The organism is Panacagrimonas sp. (genome assembly GCF_965216805.1).
Taxonomy (GTDB): Bacteria; Pseudomonadota; Gammaproteobacteria; order Nevskiales; family Nevskiaceae; genus Panacagrimonas.
Genome location: NZ_CBDCGN010000002.1, coordinates 1,253,538 through 1,266,157 on the forward strand (window position 1 = coordinate 1,253,538; position 12,620 = coordinate 1,266,157).

Below are 12,620 nucleotides of genomic sequence, written 5' to 3' on the forward strand. Positions count from 1 at the left end.
AGCCGCAAACGGCAGGACGTTTGCTGAACGCGAGAGTCAGTCGCCGAAATGCAGATGCGCTTCGACCTGTCCGTTGGGCGGCAGTTGCAGGAACCAGCCGCAGGCTTGCAGTTGCGCCAGTACCGCCTGGGCGTCCACGCGGGCCAGCCGTCGCCGGGGCTGCAGGTCAAGTCGCATCACCTGCGTCAGCCGACCGGCACGCTGCAGCAGCCCAGCCGGCAGCTGCGCGGGATCCAGGTCCTCGCGCAGGTACAGGTACATCTCCGCCTGCCTGGCGCAGCGGTAGATCAGGCAATTCATGGTATGGGCGATTTCGCAGGCCGCTTGCGCCGGCTCTGGTGTTCGCGCTCGTTGGCCTGCACGGTCGCGCGAATCTGCTGCAGGTTTTCGCGCAGCACGTCGGCGATCAATTCATCGGTGCGCGGGTCCTGCAGCACCTGCTCGATCACGCGCATGACGGCGTTGATGGTGGCCAGGGTGAGGTCCTTGGCAAACGGCAATCGTGCTAGCCGGCCGGCCTGCGGGTCTTCGCGCAACTTCTCGACGATCATGGCGCGCAGTTGCGGCTGGTTCTCCTGCAAGGCGCGCGAAATGTTGTGTGCGTAGTGACCCTTGACCAACACCTCCTGCACCTCATCCAGTACCGCCACCGTCACTGCCGAACTGATCGATTCGACGATGGCGTTCTTGAAGCGGTTCACCAGACGGTAGGTGAACTCATCGCCCAGCGCGCGATCCGCCGCCCGCCCGAACCGCGCCAGCAACAGCACGATGCGGACCACCCGAAACAGGCGGAATGCCCGCAGTGCCGGCTCCTGCAGCGGAATCATGCCCAGCACTTCGTACCAGTTGCGTTTGACGTGATCGCCGGTCCAGCCGGCCGCGCGCCACCGCCAGATGAACTCCACGGCGAAGATCGCGCAGATCACGTAGTCGGCCAGCACGATCAGGTGTCGGGTGGGTTCGTCCACCTCGGCCCACATCTCCCAGGCCAGCAATCCCACCGAGATCAGGGCCAGCACCAACATCAGCCAGTCGACCGGTCCGACGCGGCCGGCCGCGCCGGACATTTCCTGGCGAATTGAAAGGAGCGGGGCGGCCATGGGCGCGCAGATAAGCAAGCGCGCCGGCCACGGTCAAGCGGCATCGACCGACGACGGCGTGCTGGCGGGCTTGCGTAGGGCGCGGTGTCGACCGCATTAACAACCGGTTCAGTGCTGCGCGAATGTAATGCGGGCGATTGCTGATCCTTCTTTCCGGAACCCTGTCATGAAGCCATGTAAATCGGTGGTTGCGTTCATCTGGTCCGATTCCGCAATGGCGTTGCCGGCACCTTCGCGGCGACGGTCCGCACGGTCGCGGCTCGGCAAGCCGCTGGTGCGCGCGTTCGTCGCGGCGCCCTGTCCCACCATCGGCAGCGAGCGCAACAAGAGCGATTAAGGGTGAACCCGGTGCTGCGCATTTTTGTCCGTTACGCGCTGCTGGCGCCATTGGCAGCCATCGTCCTTATCGCGGCCTGCACTTCGGTCAACACCAAGAACTACCAGCGCATCGAAACCGGCATGACCCGCGAACAGGTCTATTCCATCATCGGCAAGCCCGACCAGATCAACGGCGGCGGCATCGACGAACTCTGGGTGTCGGCGGAAACCTGGCGCGGTCGCAACCAGACCATACACGTGGTGTTCGGCGGCGACAGTGTGGCGGTGAAATCGATACGGCTGGGCGACGCCGCAGATTGATTTCTGTCGATCCGCGTCAGGGTTGGCGCGGCAGCGTTACACTGCCTGCTTCATTCAGGCCGAGTTCTCCATGGACCTGCCGATTCGCGAAGCCGTCACCGTGGTGCTTGAATGCGGTGACGATATTTTCATGGTGCGTCGACAACCGGGACTGGCCTCGTTCCCCGGCTACTGGGCGTTTCCGGGCGGCAAGGTCGATCCGGACGACGCGCTGCCGCCGCCTCGAGCTGGCGCACTGTTCCAGGGATTCGAAACGCGCCTGCTGGAAGCGCTGGCACGCGAGCTGCGCGAAGAAGTGGGTTTTGATCTGGATCACGCCGCCGCCGGCGGTGAAGTGACGGCGCTGCATCTTTTCGGCACCGCGCTCACGCCGGCGATCGTGCCGGCCCGCTTCAACACGTGGTTTTATCGCGTGCATCTGCGCAATCGGCCGCAGATCGTGCTGGACACCGGCGAGGTTGATCGCGGCCGCTGGGCGACACCGGCGACCCTGGCGCAGGAATACGCAGAGGGCCGCTTGCTGCTGGCGCCGCCGACGATCGCGGCGATCCGCCTGCTGGCCGCTGGCGGCGGCCGTCAGCCGGGCCTGATCGCGCTGGATACGCATCACGAGCAGCGCCTGCCGCTCATCGAATCCATCGCGGGGCTGCGCCTGATTCCCGTGCGTTCCAACACCCTGCCGCCTGCCATCCACACTAACTGCTTTGTGCTGGGCGACGAGGGGACTCACCGCGTGCTGGTCGATCCGTCGCCATGGAACGATGACGAACTCGACGCCCTTTACGAGCGAGTGCGCGGCATGGGAATCGGCGAAGTGTTTCTGACCCATCACCATCCCGATCACCACGAGCGCGCCGATGTGCTGGCACGCCGGCTCGGCGTCGGTGTGGCGCTCAGCGCCGACACCAGTGAGCGGATCGCGGAGTTTTATCCGCCCTTTTTCGAAGGCTTGACCCAGCGCATCGTCGGCGACGGCGAAGAGATCGTGCGCTGGCTGGGGCGCCCGGTACGCGCGCTGGCGGTGCCGGGACACGACCAGGGTCAGCTGGCGCTGATGCCGGATGACCGGGCCTGGTGCATCGTCGGCGATCTGATCCAGGGCATCGGGACGGTGGTCATCCACAAGCCTGAGGGCAACATGCGCGCTTATTTCGACTCTCTGCAGCGCATCATCGATCTGGACCCCAAGGTCATCGTGCCTTCGCACGGCATGGCCATGGGTACCGCGTTCCGGCTGCAGGAAACGCTTAGGCATCGGCGCCTGCGCGAGGCCGCCGTGCTGCAACTGCATCAGGCCGGCAACAGCTTGGACGACATGCTGAAAAGCATCTATCAGGGCCTGGATCCGCGCCTGCTGCCATTGGCGCGGCAGAACATCGAGTCGCATCTGGACAAGCTGCGCGAAGAAGGCGCGGTCGTTTGATGTACCGTTGATCTAGCCCGTATTTCTCACGGGTCGCCGGAGAATCCCTTGCCATCGCCAATCCGCACAGCGTTCTTCAACTTCGGTTCCGAATCGGACTCTCGGGAGATTCTCCGGCGCATTCGGCTAGAGCATTTTTGATTCAAATACAGATGTCTTCTTCTGTCATCCTGAGCGGAGCGAAGGATCTTCTCTCCGAGTGTGCCCGTGCTCTGAAAAAAGATCCTTCGCTCCGCTCAGGATGACAGCTGTCGTGATGTTATCTGCACATAAATCGAAACTTCTCTAGCACGGAGTAACTCAATGTCACTCTCCGCTAAGCCGAACGCCGCCCTCAACCTACGGCCATCGCTCGATCCACCCGTGAGAAATGCGGACTAGGGTGCCGCTACGACTGGCGTGTTGATCGCCTTGAGTTCCATTTTGAGCTGTTCGGATCCCTTGCGGATCTGGTCGACCTGGGCCACCAGGAAGTCCTGATCCGGGAGCAGCCAGAAGCGGGTGGACTTGTCGGGATCGTCGACACGCTCGACGCGTACGGTGTCGTAACGGCCCACCGGGACTTCGATGTTCTGGGTGCCGGTGATCCGGAAGCGGTAGACGCGGGTCTTGTCGTCTTCCACCTTGGTCGACGCGATCTCGGCCTCGCCGGGCTGTCCGCCTCGTTCCATCACCCACAGCTGCACCTGGATCTGCTGGGCCAGGCGATCGACCATGCCGGGCTCGAGCTGGCGCAACTCGCCACTGCTGGAGCGCACGACCTTCTCCGCCCAGTTGAAGTGCAGGGTGTAGTCGTCCTCCGATTTGTCGGTGCGTTTGAACTCGAAGTACTGCGACTGCAGCACGCCGTCGACGATGCAGAAGTCGGAACGTTCGGAGACATTGCCGATGAACAACCGCGCAATGCCGGATGGTTTGGCCTGGTATTCGTAGCGCCAGCAGCCCTCGCCATCCTGTGGCGTCAAGCGGAAGCGCGCCTCCCCAAGGGGGAGAATGCCGCGCGACAACGCGTACGTGGTGTCCAGGGGCGTCAGTCCCTGCGCTGCGGCGGGAAACGAGATGATGAAGCCCATGCACAGAGCCAGCCATCCGGTTATGGTCCGGGTGCGACGCGTCGGTGTGTTGTTCTTGGTCATCGAAATTCCTCTTGCAGGTCTTCGAGTTTCAGCGGTGTGTCCAGCGGGCGGTTGCCGAACCAGATTCTCCCCGTCCCCCAGCTCAGATCGCCGCGACAGAACCAGGCCAGGACCTGCGGATAAATCTTGCATTCCACCTCACGCATGACGCGGTTCGCCAAGGACTCGACGTCATCGTGCGGCTCGACCATGACACGCCCCTGAATGACGGCCGCGCCACCGTCGAGTTCCCGCGTGACGAAATGCACGGTGGCGCCGTGCTCGGCGTCGCCCGCTTCCAGCGCCCGCCGATGCGTGTGCAGGCCCGGAAAACGCGGCAACAGCGAGGGATGGATGTTGAGCAGGCGTCCGCTGTAGCGATCGACAAAGGCGTCGTCGAGGATGCGCATGTAGCCCGCCAGCGCCACGACCTGCGGCCGCAGCGTATCCACCGTTGCCAGCAGGGCCCGATCGAAGGCGGCGCGGGACGGATAAGCGGCGTGGGCCAGCACTCGCACCGGCAGGCCGGCTTCGGTGGCACGGGCCAGGGCGGGCGCGTCGACGACGTTGCTGACGACAGCGACGATCTTTCCGGCGATGCGGCCGTCGCTGCAGGCCTGGATCAGCGCCTGCAGATTGCGTCCCTGCCCGGACACCAAAACCACGATCCGCGGCAGTGGCGTGTGGTCATCGGTTGGCGCTGCCCTTTCAGGCAAGCCGCACGTCCTGTTTGCCCTTGGTGACTTCGCCGAGCACCCAGGGCTTGAGGCGCGACTTGCGCAACAAGGCCATCGCCTCATCGACCTTGCGCCGCGGCACCACCAGCGCAAAGCCGATGCCGCAGTTGAAGACGCGCCACATCTCGTCGTTCTCCACCGAGCCTTCGGCCTGCAGCCAGTCGAAGATCGCCGGCCGCGTCCAGCTTTGCGTGTCCAACACCGCGCCGGTGCCCTTGGGAAAGCAGCGCGCCAGATTGCCGACCACGCCGCCGCCGGTGATGTGCGCCATGCCGCGCACTGGAATTCCGGATTCCAGCAGCTTGAGGATGGGTTTGACGTAGATCTGCGTCGGGGCCAGCAGGGCGTCGCCAAGCGTCCCGCCGCCAAAAGTCTGATCCAGACCATGGTCACCGACCGACAGAATCTTGCGGATCAGCGAATAGCCATTGGAGTGCGGTCCGCTGGAAGGCAGGCCCACGATGACATCGCCGGGCGCGATCTTGCTGCCATCGATGATCCGCGACTGCTCCACCACCGCGACGCAGAAGCCGGCGATGTCGAAGTCGTCAGCGTTGTAAAGGCCGGGCATCTCCGCGGTTTCGCCGCCCACCAGCGCGCAACCCGCCTGTTTGCAGCCGCTGGCGACACCGCGAATCACCAGCGCCGCGGTACGCGGATCCAGCTTGCCGGTGGCGAAGTAATCGAGAAAGAACAGCGGTTCGGCGCCGGACACCAGCACGTCGTTGACGCACATGGCGACCAGGTCCACGCCCAGGCCCTCGACCTGTCCGGACTCGATGCCGAGCTTGAGCTTGGTGCCGACGCCGTCGGTGCCACTGACCAGGACCGGCTTGCGATATTTCTTTGGCAGGCTGACCAGGGCGCCGAAGCCGCCGACACCGGCCAGCACTTCAGGCCGATGCGTGGCACGGACGATCTTGCGGATATTGCCGACCAGCGCATCGCCGGCCTCGATATCGACGCCGGCATCTCGGTACGACAGGGGTTTGGCAGCCATGGGAAAAGGCGAGGGTGGGGTGGGGTATCGCAAGCCTTGATTTTACAGGGGCGCATCGCGCGCCCGCCATTTTCAGGATGGGGATTCAGGGTTGCGGATACGGCGCGGTGGATACACGCAAATGCCGGCGGGTCTTTCAACTTGCGGTGGCGGCCCCGGATAATCGGCGCATGATCCCGTCCATGCGTACTCGCGCCCGTCCTGCCTGGTGCCTCCGGCTGCTGTGTTTTGTCGCCCTGCTGCCTGCTGCCACCGGCAGCGTGGCGGTACGTGCGCAGGATGCCGTTGAAGCCGAATCGGCGGCGGCAGCCGACCCGTTTTCCGCGCGGGTGCCGGTGGCGGACGACAGCAATGCCACGCGCGATCAGGCCTTGCGCGAGGCGTTGTCGCGGGTGCTGGAAACGGTGGTGGGGCGCAAGGACCCGGCGTTCGCGCCGATGTTGTCCAGGGCGCCGCAATGGGCGCAGCAGTACGGACTGGTCAGCGATTCGGGCGAGTCGGGTCTGGCGCTGGTGGCGCGCTTCGACGAACAGGCGGTCAAGGATGCGCTCAGCGCGCGTGGTCTGCCGGTATTCGGTATCGACGCCAGCATGATCGAGGGGTGGGCGCTGCAGATCGCGGGCGTGCATGCGGCCAGCGACTACTCCCAGCTCATCGATTACCTCGGCTCGCTGCGAGGCGTGCGCCGGGTGGAGGTCGAGGAATTGCGCGACGATCTGCTGCGTCTGCGTCTGACCGTGGAAGGTGGCGTCGCCAGCGTGGCCGCCCAGGTCGAAGACAGCCGGGTGGTCCGCCGTGAAGGAGAAGGGTTCTATGTCTTCGTCGGAAGCTGAGCGCGCGCCTGCGGCGACGCCAATGCAGTCGTCGGCGCTGGACCGCCTGCACCTGCGCGATTCCTGGCCATGGCTGGCGGCTCTGGCTGGCTTCGGCGTGTTCTGCTGGCTGCTCGCGCCGATCCTGACGCCTTTTGTGCTGGGCGCCGGACTGGCCTACGCGGGCGATCCATTCGTGGACCGGCTGCAGCGCTGGGGCCTGTCGCGCACCGCCGGCGTCAGCCTGGTGTTCCTGTTCATCACGTTGCTGGGGCTGTTGGCGCTGGTCATGCTGGTGCCGATGCTGCACAACCAGCTTGCGGTGCTGCTGGAAAACATCCCGCAATGGCTGGCCTGGCTGCAGGACCGCGGCTTGGCGCAACTCGGCATCACCCTGCCGGAAGGCATGCGACTGGATGCCGAAAGTCTCAAGCAGGTGGTAGCCGACCACTGGACCCAGGCCGGCGGGGTGGTCAAGGAAGTCTGGCGGCACGTGTCGGCCTCCGGCGGCGCCTTGCTGGTGGCGATCGCCAATCTGCTGCTGGTGCCGGTGGTGACGTTCTACCTGCTGCGCGACTGGGACTTGCTGGTCGCGTGGATCCGCAACATGATTCCGCCGCGCACGCTGCCGACGGTGGGCACGATGGCGCGCGAAACCGACGAAGTGCTCGGTGCCTTCATCCGTGGCCAGTTGACCGTGATGGCCGCGCTTACCGTCTACTACTGGATCGCACTGTGGGCCGCCGGCCTGGACCTGGCGCTGCTGGTGGGACTGATCGTGGGCCTGATCAGTTTCGTGCCCTATCTGGGCGCCATCGTCGGCGTGCTGACTGCGGTCATCGCCATGCTGGTGCAGACCCAGGAATTGCTGCCTTTCGTGTGGCTGGCGGTGGTCTTCGGCGTCGGCCAGGTGCTGGAATCCAACGTGCTCACGCCCTGGCTGGTCGGCGACAAGATCGGCCTGCATCCCGTGGCGGTGATCTTCGCGGTGATGGCTGGCGGCCAGTTGTTCGGCTTCGTCGGCGTCATGCTGGCGCTGCCGGTGGCGGCGGTGCTGGCGGTGCTGTTCCGTCATGCCAAGCGGCAGTGGCTGGGCAGCCGCCTTTACGGGCATGGGGCCCCCGCCGAGCTGCCGTCGCAGGAAGCAGCGGCAACGCAAGCAGCGCCGACGCCGCCAAGCTCATGAAGGGCGACCAGCTCGCCCTGGCGGTGCAACTCAATCCGGTCCCCAGCTTCCAGAATTTTTTTGCCGGGCCCAACCGACTGGCCCTGGAAACCGTGCAGCAGGTCGTGCGCGCAGGCGGTCCTGCCGCGCTGTACCTCTACGGCGCTGCGGCAAGCGGCAAGTCTCATTTGCTAAAGGCCGCTGCGGGCGACGACCCGGTGCTGCTGTCCTTGAACGATTCGGGTCAATGCGCGCGCCTGCACGACCCGGCGCTGGATGCGGCGCCGCTGCTGGCGCTGGACGATATCGAGCCTGCGCTGGCCGATCCCGATGCGGCATTGCGCCTGCTGCGCCTGCTGGACCGGCGCCGTCAGCAGGGGCGGGCCTTGCTGGTCGCCGCGCGGTCGGCACCCGCCCGACTGCCGGTGGCGCTGCCGGATCTGCGCACGCGGCTGGAGTCGATGGTGTTGCTGGGGCTGAAACCGCTCGGCGAGGAACACCGCCGCGAACTGCTGCGTCTGCAGGCCCAGGCACGCGGACTGGAGCTGGCGGCGGACGCGGTGTCCTGGCTTCTGAACCGACTGCCGCGCGATGCCGGCAGCCTGATCGCGGCGCTCGAGCGCGTAGACCGCGCCAGCCTCAGCGCGCAGCGTCGTCCGACGGTGCCGTTTCTGCAGCAGGTGCTGACGCCCGTATCGCCGCCGCCTCCCGGCCACGAAAGCGCACGAACATCATCAGGCTGAGATAGTCCAGCGCGGCGATGCTGGCGACCAGGAACGATCCCACACGGGTGTCGGGTTGCGCGTAACCCTCGGCCAGGTAACCGGCGACATAGAACGCCACCAGCATCGAGGCCCAGGCCGCCGTGTAGGTGCGCGCGCGCAACAGGCCGGGCAGGGGCGCCAGCAGGATCGCCGCCAGGCTCAGGCTGAGCAGTCCGGGATCGTGCAGCACCACCGCCACGATCAAGGCGCAATGCGATCCCAGCGCCACGCGCTGCATGATCACGGGCGGGCTCATGCGGGCGTGACCTGAAGTCGCAACGCGGTCTGCGCAACGCGTTTGCCCAGGGCCTGGCACAGCGCAGTTTCTTCCCGCGACAGCGGTCGCGGTTCCGCACCGGTGCCGGAGACGTGCGACGCGCCATACGGGGTGCCGCCGCTTTGGGTCGACGACAGTTCCGGAAGGGCATAAGGCAGGCCCAGCAACAACATGCCGTGATGCAGCAGCGGCAGCATCATCGTCAGCAGGGTGGATTCCTGCCCACCGTGCAGGGTGCTGGTGGAGGTGAATACCGCCGCCGGCTTGCCGATCATGCCGCCGGAAAGCCACAGGTCGGAGGTGCCGTCGAGGAAATACTTCAGTGGCGCCGCCATGTTGCCGAAACGGGTGGGGCTGCCCAGGATCAGGCCGGCGCAGTCGGAGAAGTCGCGCGCCGCGGCGTACGGCGGTCCGTCATCGGGAATCGCGGGCAGGGCGGCTTCGCATTCGGCGGACACGGGCGGCACGGTGCGAAGCCGCGCGATGGCACCGCCGGCTTCCACGCCACGCGCGATCTGACGCGCCATGGCGGCGGTAGACCCCTTGCGCGAGTAATACAGAATGAGAATTTCGACCGGGACTGCGGTCATGGCTGGCTCCGGTTGCGAAACCGGCATTGTAAGTCCAGGTTCCCGCTCGCCAACCGGGCGATCCGGGATTTCGGCGACGAAGCCGCCTCAATCCAGGCTACGAGGCTCGGAATGCCAATTCCAACCCGAGACGCCACGCGGCTTGTGGTGTCACGCCCCTGGACCACGGCAGCGCATACACTCCGCGGCCGATGAACTGTATCCGCGTGTTGATGCCCGCATTCCTGCAGCATGTCTGCTGAGCCTGTACCCAAGGGCGGTCGTCGCGCGGCCATCGCCTTCATCCTGGTGACGGCGGCGCTGGACATCCTGTCCATGGGCATCATCATTCCGGTGCTGCCGGCGCTGATCGAATCGTTTGTCGGCTCCAACGCCCAGGCCGGCTGGATCAACGGCGTGTTCGTGGCGCTATGGGCGCTGATGCAGTTCCTGGCGTCGCCGGTGATCGGGTCGATTTCGGACCGCTACGGCCGGCGTCCCGTGATCCTGCTGTCCACTTTCGGTCTGGCCGCCGACTACGTGCTGATGGCGATGGCGCCCAACCTGTGGTGGCTGGCGCTGGGCCGCATCATCGCCGGCGTCACCTCGGCCAGTTTCACCGTGGCGTTCGCCTACATGGCGGACATCACGCCGCCGCAGCAGCGTGCACGCGCCTATGGACTGATCGGTGCTGCCTTCAGCGGCGGGTTCATCGCCGGGCCCCTGCTGGGTGGGCTGCTCGGCGAGATTTCGCCGCGCGCCCCGTTCTGGGGTGCCGCGGTGCTCAGCAGCCTGGCCTTTCTGTACGGCTGGCTGGTGCTGCCGGAATCGCTGCCGCCGGAGCGGCGCATGGTCTTTTCCTGGCGTCGCGCCAACCCGTTCGGTGCGCTGCAACTGCTGCGCTCTCACACCCAGTTGCTGGGCCTGAGCATCGTCAACTTCCTGCTGTATTTTGCCCACCATGTTTTCTCCGCGGTATTCGTGCTCTATGCCGGCTACCGGTACGGTTGGAGCGCGGGACAGGTCGGCGCGGTGCTGGCGCTGGCGGGGGCACTGGACATGCTGGTGCAGGGTTGGGCGGTGGGTCCGCTGGTGCGGCGCTGGGGCGATGGACGCACCATGGTGTTCGGTCTCTGCGGCGGCGCGTTGGGGATCGCCTGCATGGGGCTGGCGCCGAGCGGCGTCTGGTTTGCGCTATCCATGTTTCCCAATGCGCTGTGGGGCTTTGCGATGCCCACGCTGCAGTCGCTGATGACCCAGCGCGTGTCCGAAAGCCAGCAAGGCCAGTTGCAGGGCGCCATCAACAGTCTGGGCAGTGTCGCGGGCGTGCTGTCGCCGCTGTTCTTCGGTGCGGTCTATACCGTCACCGTCGGACCGCAGGCCTGGATGGATACGCCTGGCGCCGCGTTCCTGATGGCGGCGCTGGTGTTGGCAGCCGCAGCGGTCATGGGTCGTGCGGTGCTCAGCCGCACGCGTGATCTGCCGACGGCAGACGCTCTGGGGCCGGGTAGGCAGGACTGATGCGCTGGACCATCATGGCAGCTGGGCGATCGGGTTGGACCAGCGTCCCGGAATCGCAGTCCGGGGCCGAACACGGGGGCAATGGCCGGGAATGAAGGCGGGCTTACCAGGCTGCGCGACGTTGTTGCTGGCAGCATGCGGCGCGGGGTGCACGTTGCCGGCCTGGCGAATGCTGCCGCCCGAGCGTCCGCCTCAAGCGCCTGCCGTTGCACCGCCAACATCCATGCAGGCCGGCGAGTCGCAGGCGCGCGGCCGAGCGGCACAGGCGACCGCACTGGTGCAGCAGACCCAGGTGCTGGTGCCATCCTGGACCGCGGCCGACCTGACCCTGAGCACGGCACACGCGGCGTTGCTCGCGCAGGACTGGTCGCTGGCCCGACGCAAGGCCGACGAGGCCGCGGCTCTGGCGGAGCAAACCCTGTCGGATTTCTACGCCCGCCAGGCCAATGCCGAACTGCAACGGGCGCAGCAGTACACCGGCCTGGACGACGCGCAACTTCTACAGCTGCGGACGGCCGAGGAGATCATGGCCACCGGCAACAGCCGACTGGCCTACGGACAGTTGCGGCAACTCAACTGGCAGCTGGACAAGCGCATCAAGACCTATGCAGTGCGGTCCGGCGATAGTCTTTGGGTGATCGCCGCGCAGCCGGAGCACTACGCCAACCCCTGGCTATGGCCGTTGATCTGGCGCGCCAACTTGTCGGTGCTGCCCGACCCCGACCGCTTGCGCAGCGGACAGGTGTTGCGCGTGCGTCCGCACCCCAAGGTCGATGAAGTGGTGCAGGCGCTGAGCTACTCGCGCCGAGAAGCGGGAATCGAAGCTGGCGTGACCCCCGAGATCGGCGAGATCCGGGAAGCGCCCGGGCCCTGAGGAGCGCTTAGCCGCGATGCCAGCGCTGGTTGAGCGCACGCATCACGCGATCGGGGTACCAAGTCTTGCCGTAGCTGCCGTTGTAGCGCGCCAGCGCGCCGACCAGGTTGCCGCGCTCCTTGTCCAGGTAGAAGCGCAGGATGGTGCAGCCCATGCGCAGGTTGGTCTGGACGTGGAACAGGTTCTCGTCCGGGCCGGCAATCTCCCTGAGCCAGAACGGCATGATCTGCATGTAACCCTGTGCGCCGGCGCTGGAGATGGCGAAGCGATCGAAGCGGCTCTCCACTTCGATGACGGCCAGCGCAATCTCCGGTGGGATGCGCGCGCGCTGTGCCTCGCGGTGCAGCACCCGCAGAAAATGCAGGCGCTCGGCATCATCCTTGATGAAGCGTTCCAGACGGCCGGACATGTCGATCAGCCAGACCTCGGCGTCGAAGCGGTGTTCGAAGCTATCAGCTTCGGCGATAGCGGTTTCCAGCAGCACGCGCAGTTCGGGTTCGATCTCGCCGCTGGGGCCGGCGTGTGCGGGCCACGGACACGCGAGCATCAGGGCCAACAGCAGCCATGCGAACCCTAGCCGGCAGGGCGGCCCTTGGTCGCCGGCGGGCTCAGCCAGCCCTA

Annotated in this window: 16 protein-coding genes; 7 read left to right on the forward strand and 9 right to left on the reverse strand. The window is 66.0% G+C overall.

All coding sequences use genetic code 11. The features are described 5' to 3' along the window. Positions 1-36 precede the first annotated feature (36 nt). From ACOOHP_RS05920 to ACOOHP_RS05930, 3 genes are all read right to left on the reverse strand, one after another. Positions 37-300, reverse strand: a complete 264-nt coding sequence (locus ACOOHP_RS05920; RefSeq protein WP_420465534.1) for a YcgL domain-containing protein — start codon at positions 298-300, stop codon at positions 37-39. Further along, complete coding sequence (locus ACOOHP_RS05925) at positions 297-1,103, reverse strand: ion transporter (protein ID WP_420465535.1); 807 nt, start codon at positions 1,101-1,103, stop codon at positions 297-299. Before ACOOHP_RS05925 ends, ACOOHP_RS05920 begins: the two co-directional genes overlap by 4 nt. Positions 1,104-1,211: 108 nt before the next feature. Next, a complete protein-coding gene (locus ACOOHP_RS05930; RefSeq protein ID WP_420465536.1) occupies positions 1,212-1,430 on the reverse strand; it encodes a hypothetical protein in 219 nt (72 codons plus the stop codon). Between the two features lie 21 nt (positions 1,431-1,451). Here ACOOHP_RS05930 and bamE point away from each other — a divergent pair, with 21 nt between their 5' ends. Both bamE and ACOOHP_RS05940 read left to right on the forward strand, forming a co-directional pair. After that, positions 1,452-1,742, forward strand: a complete 291-nt coding sequence (bamE, locus tag ACOOHP_RS05935; RefSeq protein ID WP_420465537.1) for an outer membrane protein assembly factor BamE domain-containing protein — start codon at positions 1,452-1,454, stop codon at positions 1,740-1,742. Between the two features lie 70 nt (positions 1,743-1,812). Further along, positions 1,813-3,165, forward strand: a complete 1,353-nt coding sequence (locus tag ACOOHP_RS05940; protein ID WP_420465538.1) for an MBL fold metallo-hydrolase — start codon at positions 1,813-1,815, stop codon at positions 3,163-3,165. 377 nt (positions 3,166-3,542) lie between these two features. Here the strand turns inward: ACOOHP_RS05940 and ACOOHP_RS05945 are convergent, their stop codons facing one another. Genes ACOOHP_RS05945 through purM form a run of 3 tightly spaced genes read right to left on the reverse strand, consistent with a single transcriptional unit; the run spans position 3,543 to position 6,017 of the window. Then, positions 3,543-4,301, reverse strand: a complete 759-nt coding sequence (locus tag ACOOHP_RS05945) for a DUF3108 domain-containing protein (protein WP_420465539.1) — start codon at positions 4,299-4,301, stop codon at positions 3,543-3,545. Beyond that, positions 4,298-4,996, reverse strand: a complete 699-nt coding sequence (gene purN / locus ACOOHP_RS05950; RefSeq protein ID WP_420465540.1) for a phosphoribosylglycinamide formyltransferase — start codon at positions 4,994-4,996, stop codon at positions 4,298-4,300. The genes ACOOHP_RS05945 and purN overlap by 4 nt, the downstream gene beginning before the upstream one ends. Beyond that, on the reverse strand, positions 4,989-6,017 hold the full coding sequence (gene purM / locus ACOOHP_RS05955; RefSeq protein ID WP_420465541.1) for a phosphoribosylformylglycinamidine cyclo-ligase: 1,029 nt from the start codon (positions 6,015-6,017) through the stop codon (positions 4,989-4,991). The genes purN and purM overlap by 8 nt, the downstream gene beginning before the upstream one ends. 182 nt (positions 6,018-6,199) lie before the next feature. On the opposite strand from purM, the gene ACOOHP_RS05960 reads away from it, so the two are divergent. The 3 genes from ACOOHP_RS05960 to ACOOHP_RS05970 are packed head-to-tail and all read left to right on the forward strand — an operon-like array spanning position 6,200 to position 8,737. Further along, positions 6,200-6,850 carry a DUF2066 domain-containing protein gene (locus ACOOHP_RS05960; protein ID WP_420465542.1) on the forward strand — a complete coding sequence of 217 codons (651 nt, stop codon included), beginning with the start codon at positions 6,200-6,202 and terminating at the stop codon, positions 6,848-6,850. Continuing rightward, positions 6,831-8,015, forward strand: coding sequence for an AI-2E family transporter (locus ACOOHP_RS05965; RefSeq protein WP_420465543.1), 1,185 nt, complete (start codon positions 6,831-6,833; stop codon positions 8,013-8,015). The genes ACOOHP_RS05960 and ACOOHP_RS05965 overlap by 20 nt, the downstream gene beginning before the upstream one ends. Then, positions 8,012-8,737 carry an HdaA/DnaA family protein gene (locus ACOOHP_RS05970; RefSeq protein WP_420465544.1) on the forward strand — a complete coding sequence of 242 codons (726 nt, stop codon included), beginning with the start codon at positions 8,012-8,014 and terminating at the stop codon, positions 8,735-8,737. The genes ACOOHP_RS05965 and ACOOHP_RS05970 overlap by 4 nt, the downstream gene beginning before the upstream one ends. Here the strand turns inward: ACOOHP_RS05970 and ACOOHP_RS05975 are convergent. Together ACOOHP_RS05975 and wrbA are read right to left on the reverse strand one after the other, a co-directional pair. After that, positions 8,634-9,014, reverse strand: a complete 381-nt coding sequence (locus ACOOHP_RS05975; RefSeq protein WP_420465545.1) for a DUF2069 domain-containing protein — start codon at positions 9,012-9,014, stop codon at positions 8,634-8,636. The two genes, ACOOHP_RS05970 and ACOOHP_RS05975, sit on opposite strands and share 104 nt — an antisense overlap. Next, positions 9,011-9,625, reverse strand: coding sequence for an NAD(P)H:quinone oxidoreductase (gene wrbA, locus ACOOHP_RS05980; protein WP_420465546.1), 615 nt, complete (start codon positions 9,623-9,625; stop codon positions 9,011-9,013). The genes ACOOHP_RS05975 and wrbA overlap by 4 nt, the downstream gene beginning before the upstream one ends. A gap of 231 nt (positions 9,626-9,856) precedes the next feature. Here wrbA and ACOOHP_RS05985 point away from each other — a divergent pair, with 231 nt between their 5' ends. Both ACOOHP_RS05985 and ACOOHP_RS05990 read left to right on the forward strand, forming a co-directional pair. Then, positions 9,857-11,125, forward strand: a complete 1,269-nt coding sequence (locus ACOOHP_RS05985) for a TCR/Tet family MFS transporter (RefSeq protein WP_420465547.1) — start codon at positions 9,857-9,859, stop codon at positions 11,123-11,125. Between the two features lie 223 nt (positions 11,126-11,348). Then, positions 11,349-11,999 carry a LysM peptidoglycan-binding domain-containing protein gene (locus ACOOHP_RS05990; protein WP_420465548.1) on the forward strand — a complete coding sequence of 217 codons (651 nt, stop codon included), beginning with the start codon at positions 11,349-11,351 and terminating at the stop codon, positions 11,997-11,999. A 7-nt stretch (positions 12,000-12,006) separates the two neighbouring features. Here ACOOHP_RS05990 and ACOOHP_RS05995 read toward each other — a convergent pair whose 3' ends face one another. Beyond that, a complete protein-coding gene (locus tag ACOOHP_RS05995) occupies positions 12,007-12,546 on the reverse strand; it encodes a lytic transglycosylase domain-containing protein (protein ID WP_420466951.1) in 540 nt (179 codons plus the stop codon). Between the last annotated feature and the right edge of the window lie 74 nt (positions 12,547-12,620).

Coding starts and splice junctions, on each gene's coding strand:
- ACOOHP_RS05920 (WP_420465534.1), bottom strand. CDS start 300: ATGAATTGCCTGATCTACCGCTGCGCCAGGCAGGCGGAGATGTACCTG.
- ACOOHP_RS05985 (WP_420465547.1), top strand. CDS start 9,857: ATGTCTGCTGAGCCTGTACCCAAGGGCGGTCGTCGCGCGGCCATCGCC.
- wrbA (WP_420465546.1), bottom strand. CDS start 9,625: ATGACCGCAGTCCCGGTCGAAATTCTCATTCTGTATTACTCGCGCAAG.
- ACOOHP_RS05975 (WP_420465545.1), bottom strand. CDS start 9,014: ATGAGCCCGCCCGTGATCATGCAGCGCGTGGCGCTGGGATCGCATTGC.
- ACOOHP_RS05925 (WP_420465535.1), bottom strand. CDS start 1,103: ATGGCCGCCCCGCTCCTTTCAATTCGCCAGGAAATGTCCGGCGCGGCC.
- ACOOHP_RS05960 (WP_420465542.1), top strand. CDS start 6,200: ATGCGTACTCGCGCCCGTCCTGCCTGGTGCCTCCGGCTGCTGTGTTTT.
- ACOOHP_RS05970 (WP_420465544.1), top strand. CDS start 8,012: ATGAAGGGCGACCAGCTCGCCCTGGCGGTGCAACTCAATCCGGTCCCC.
- ACOOHP_RS05945 (WP_420465539.1), bottom strand. CDS start 4,301: ATGACCAAGAACAACACACCGACGCGTCGCACCCGGACCATAACCGGA.
- ACOOHP_RS05990 (WP_420465548.1), top strand. CDS start 11,349: ATGCAGGCCGGCGAGTCGCAGGCGCGCGGCCGAGCGGCACAGGCGACC.
- ACOOHP_RS05995 (WP_420466951.1), bottom strand. CDS start 12,546: ATGCTCGCGTGTCCGTGGCCCGCACACGCCGGCCCCAGCGGCGAGATC.
- ACOOHP_RS05940 (WP_420465538.1), top strand. CDS start 1,813: ATGGACCTGCCGATTCGCGAAGCCGTCACCGTGGTGCTTGAATGCGGT.
- purM (WP_420465541.1), bottom strand. CDS start 6,017: ATGGCTGCCAAACCCCTGTCGTACCGAGATGCCGGCGTCGATATCGAG.
- ACOOHP_RS05965 (WP_420465543.1), top strand. CDS start 6,831: ATGTCTTCGTCGGAAGCTGAGCGCGCGCCTGCGGCGACGCCAATGCAG.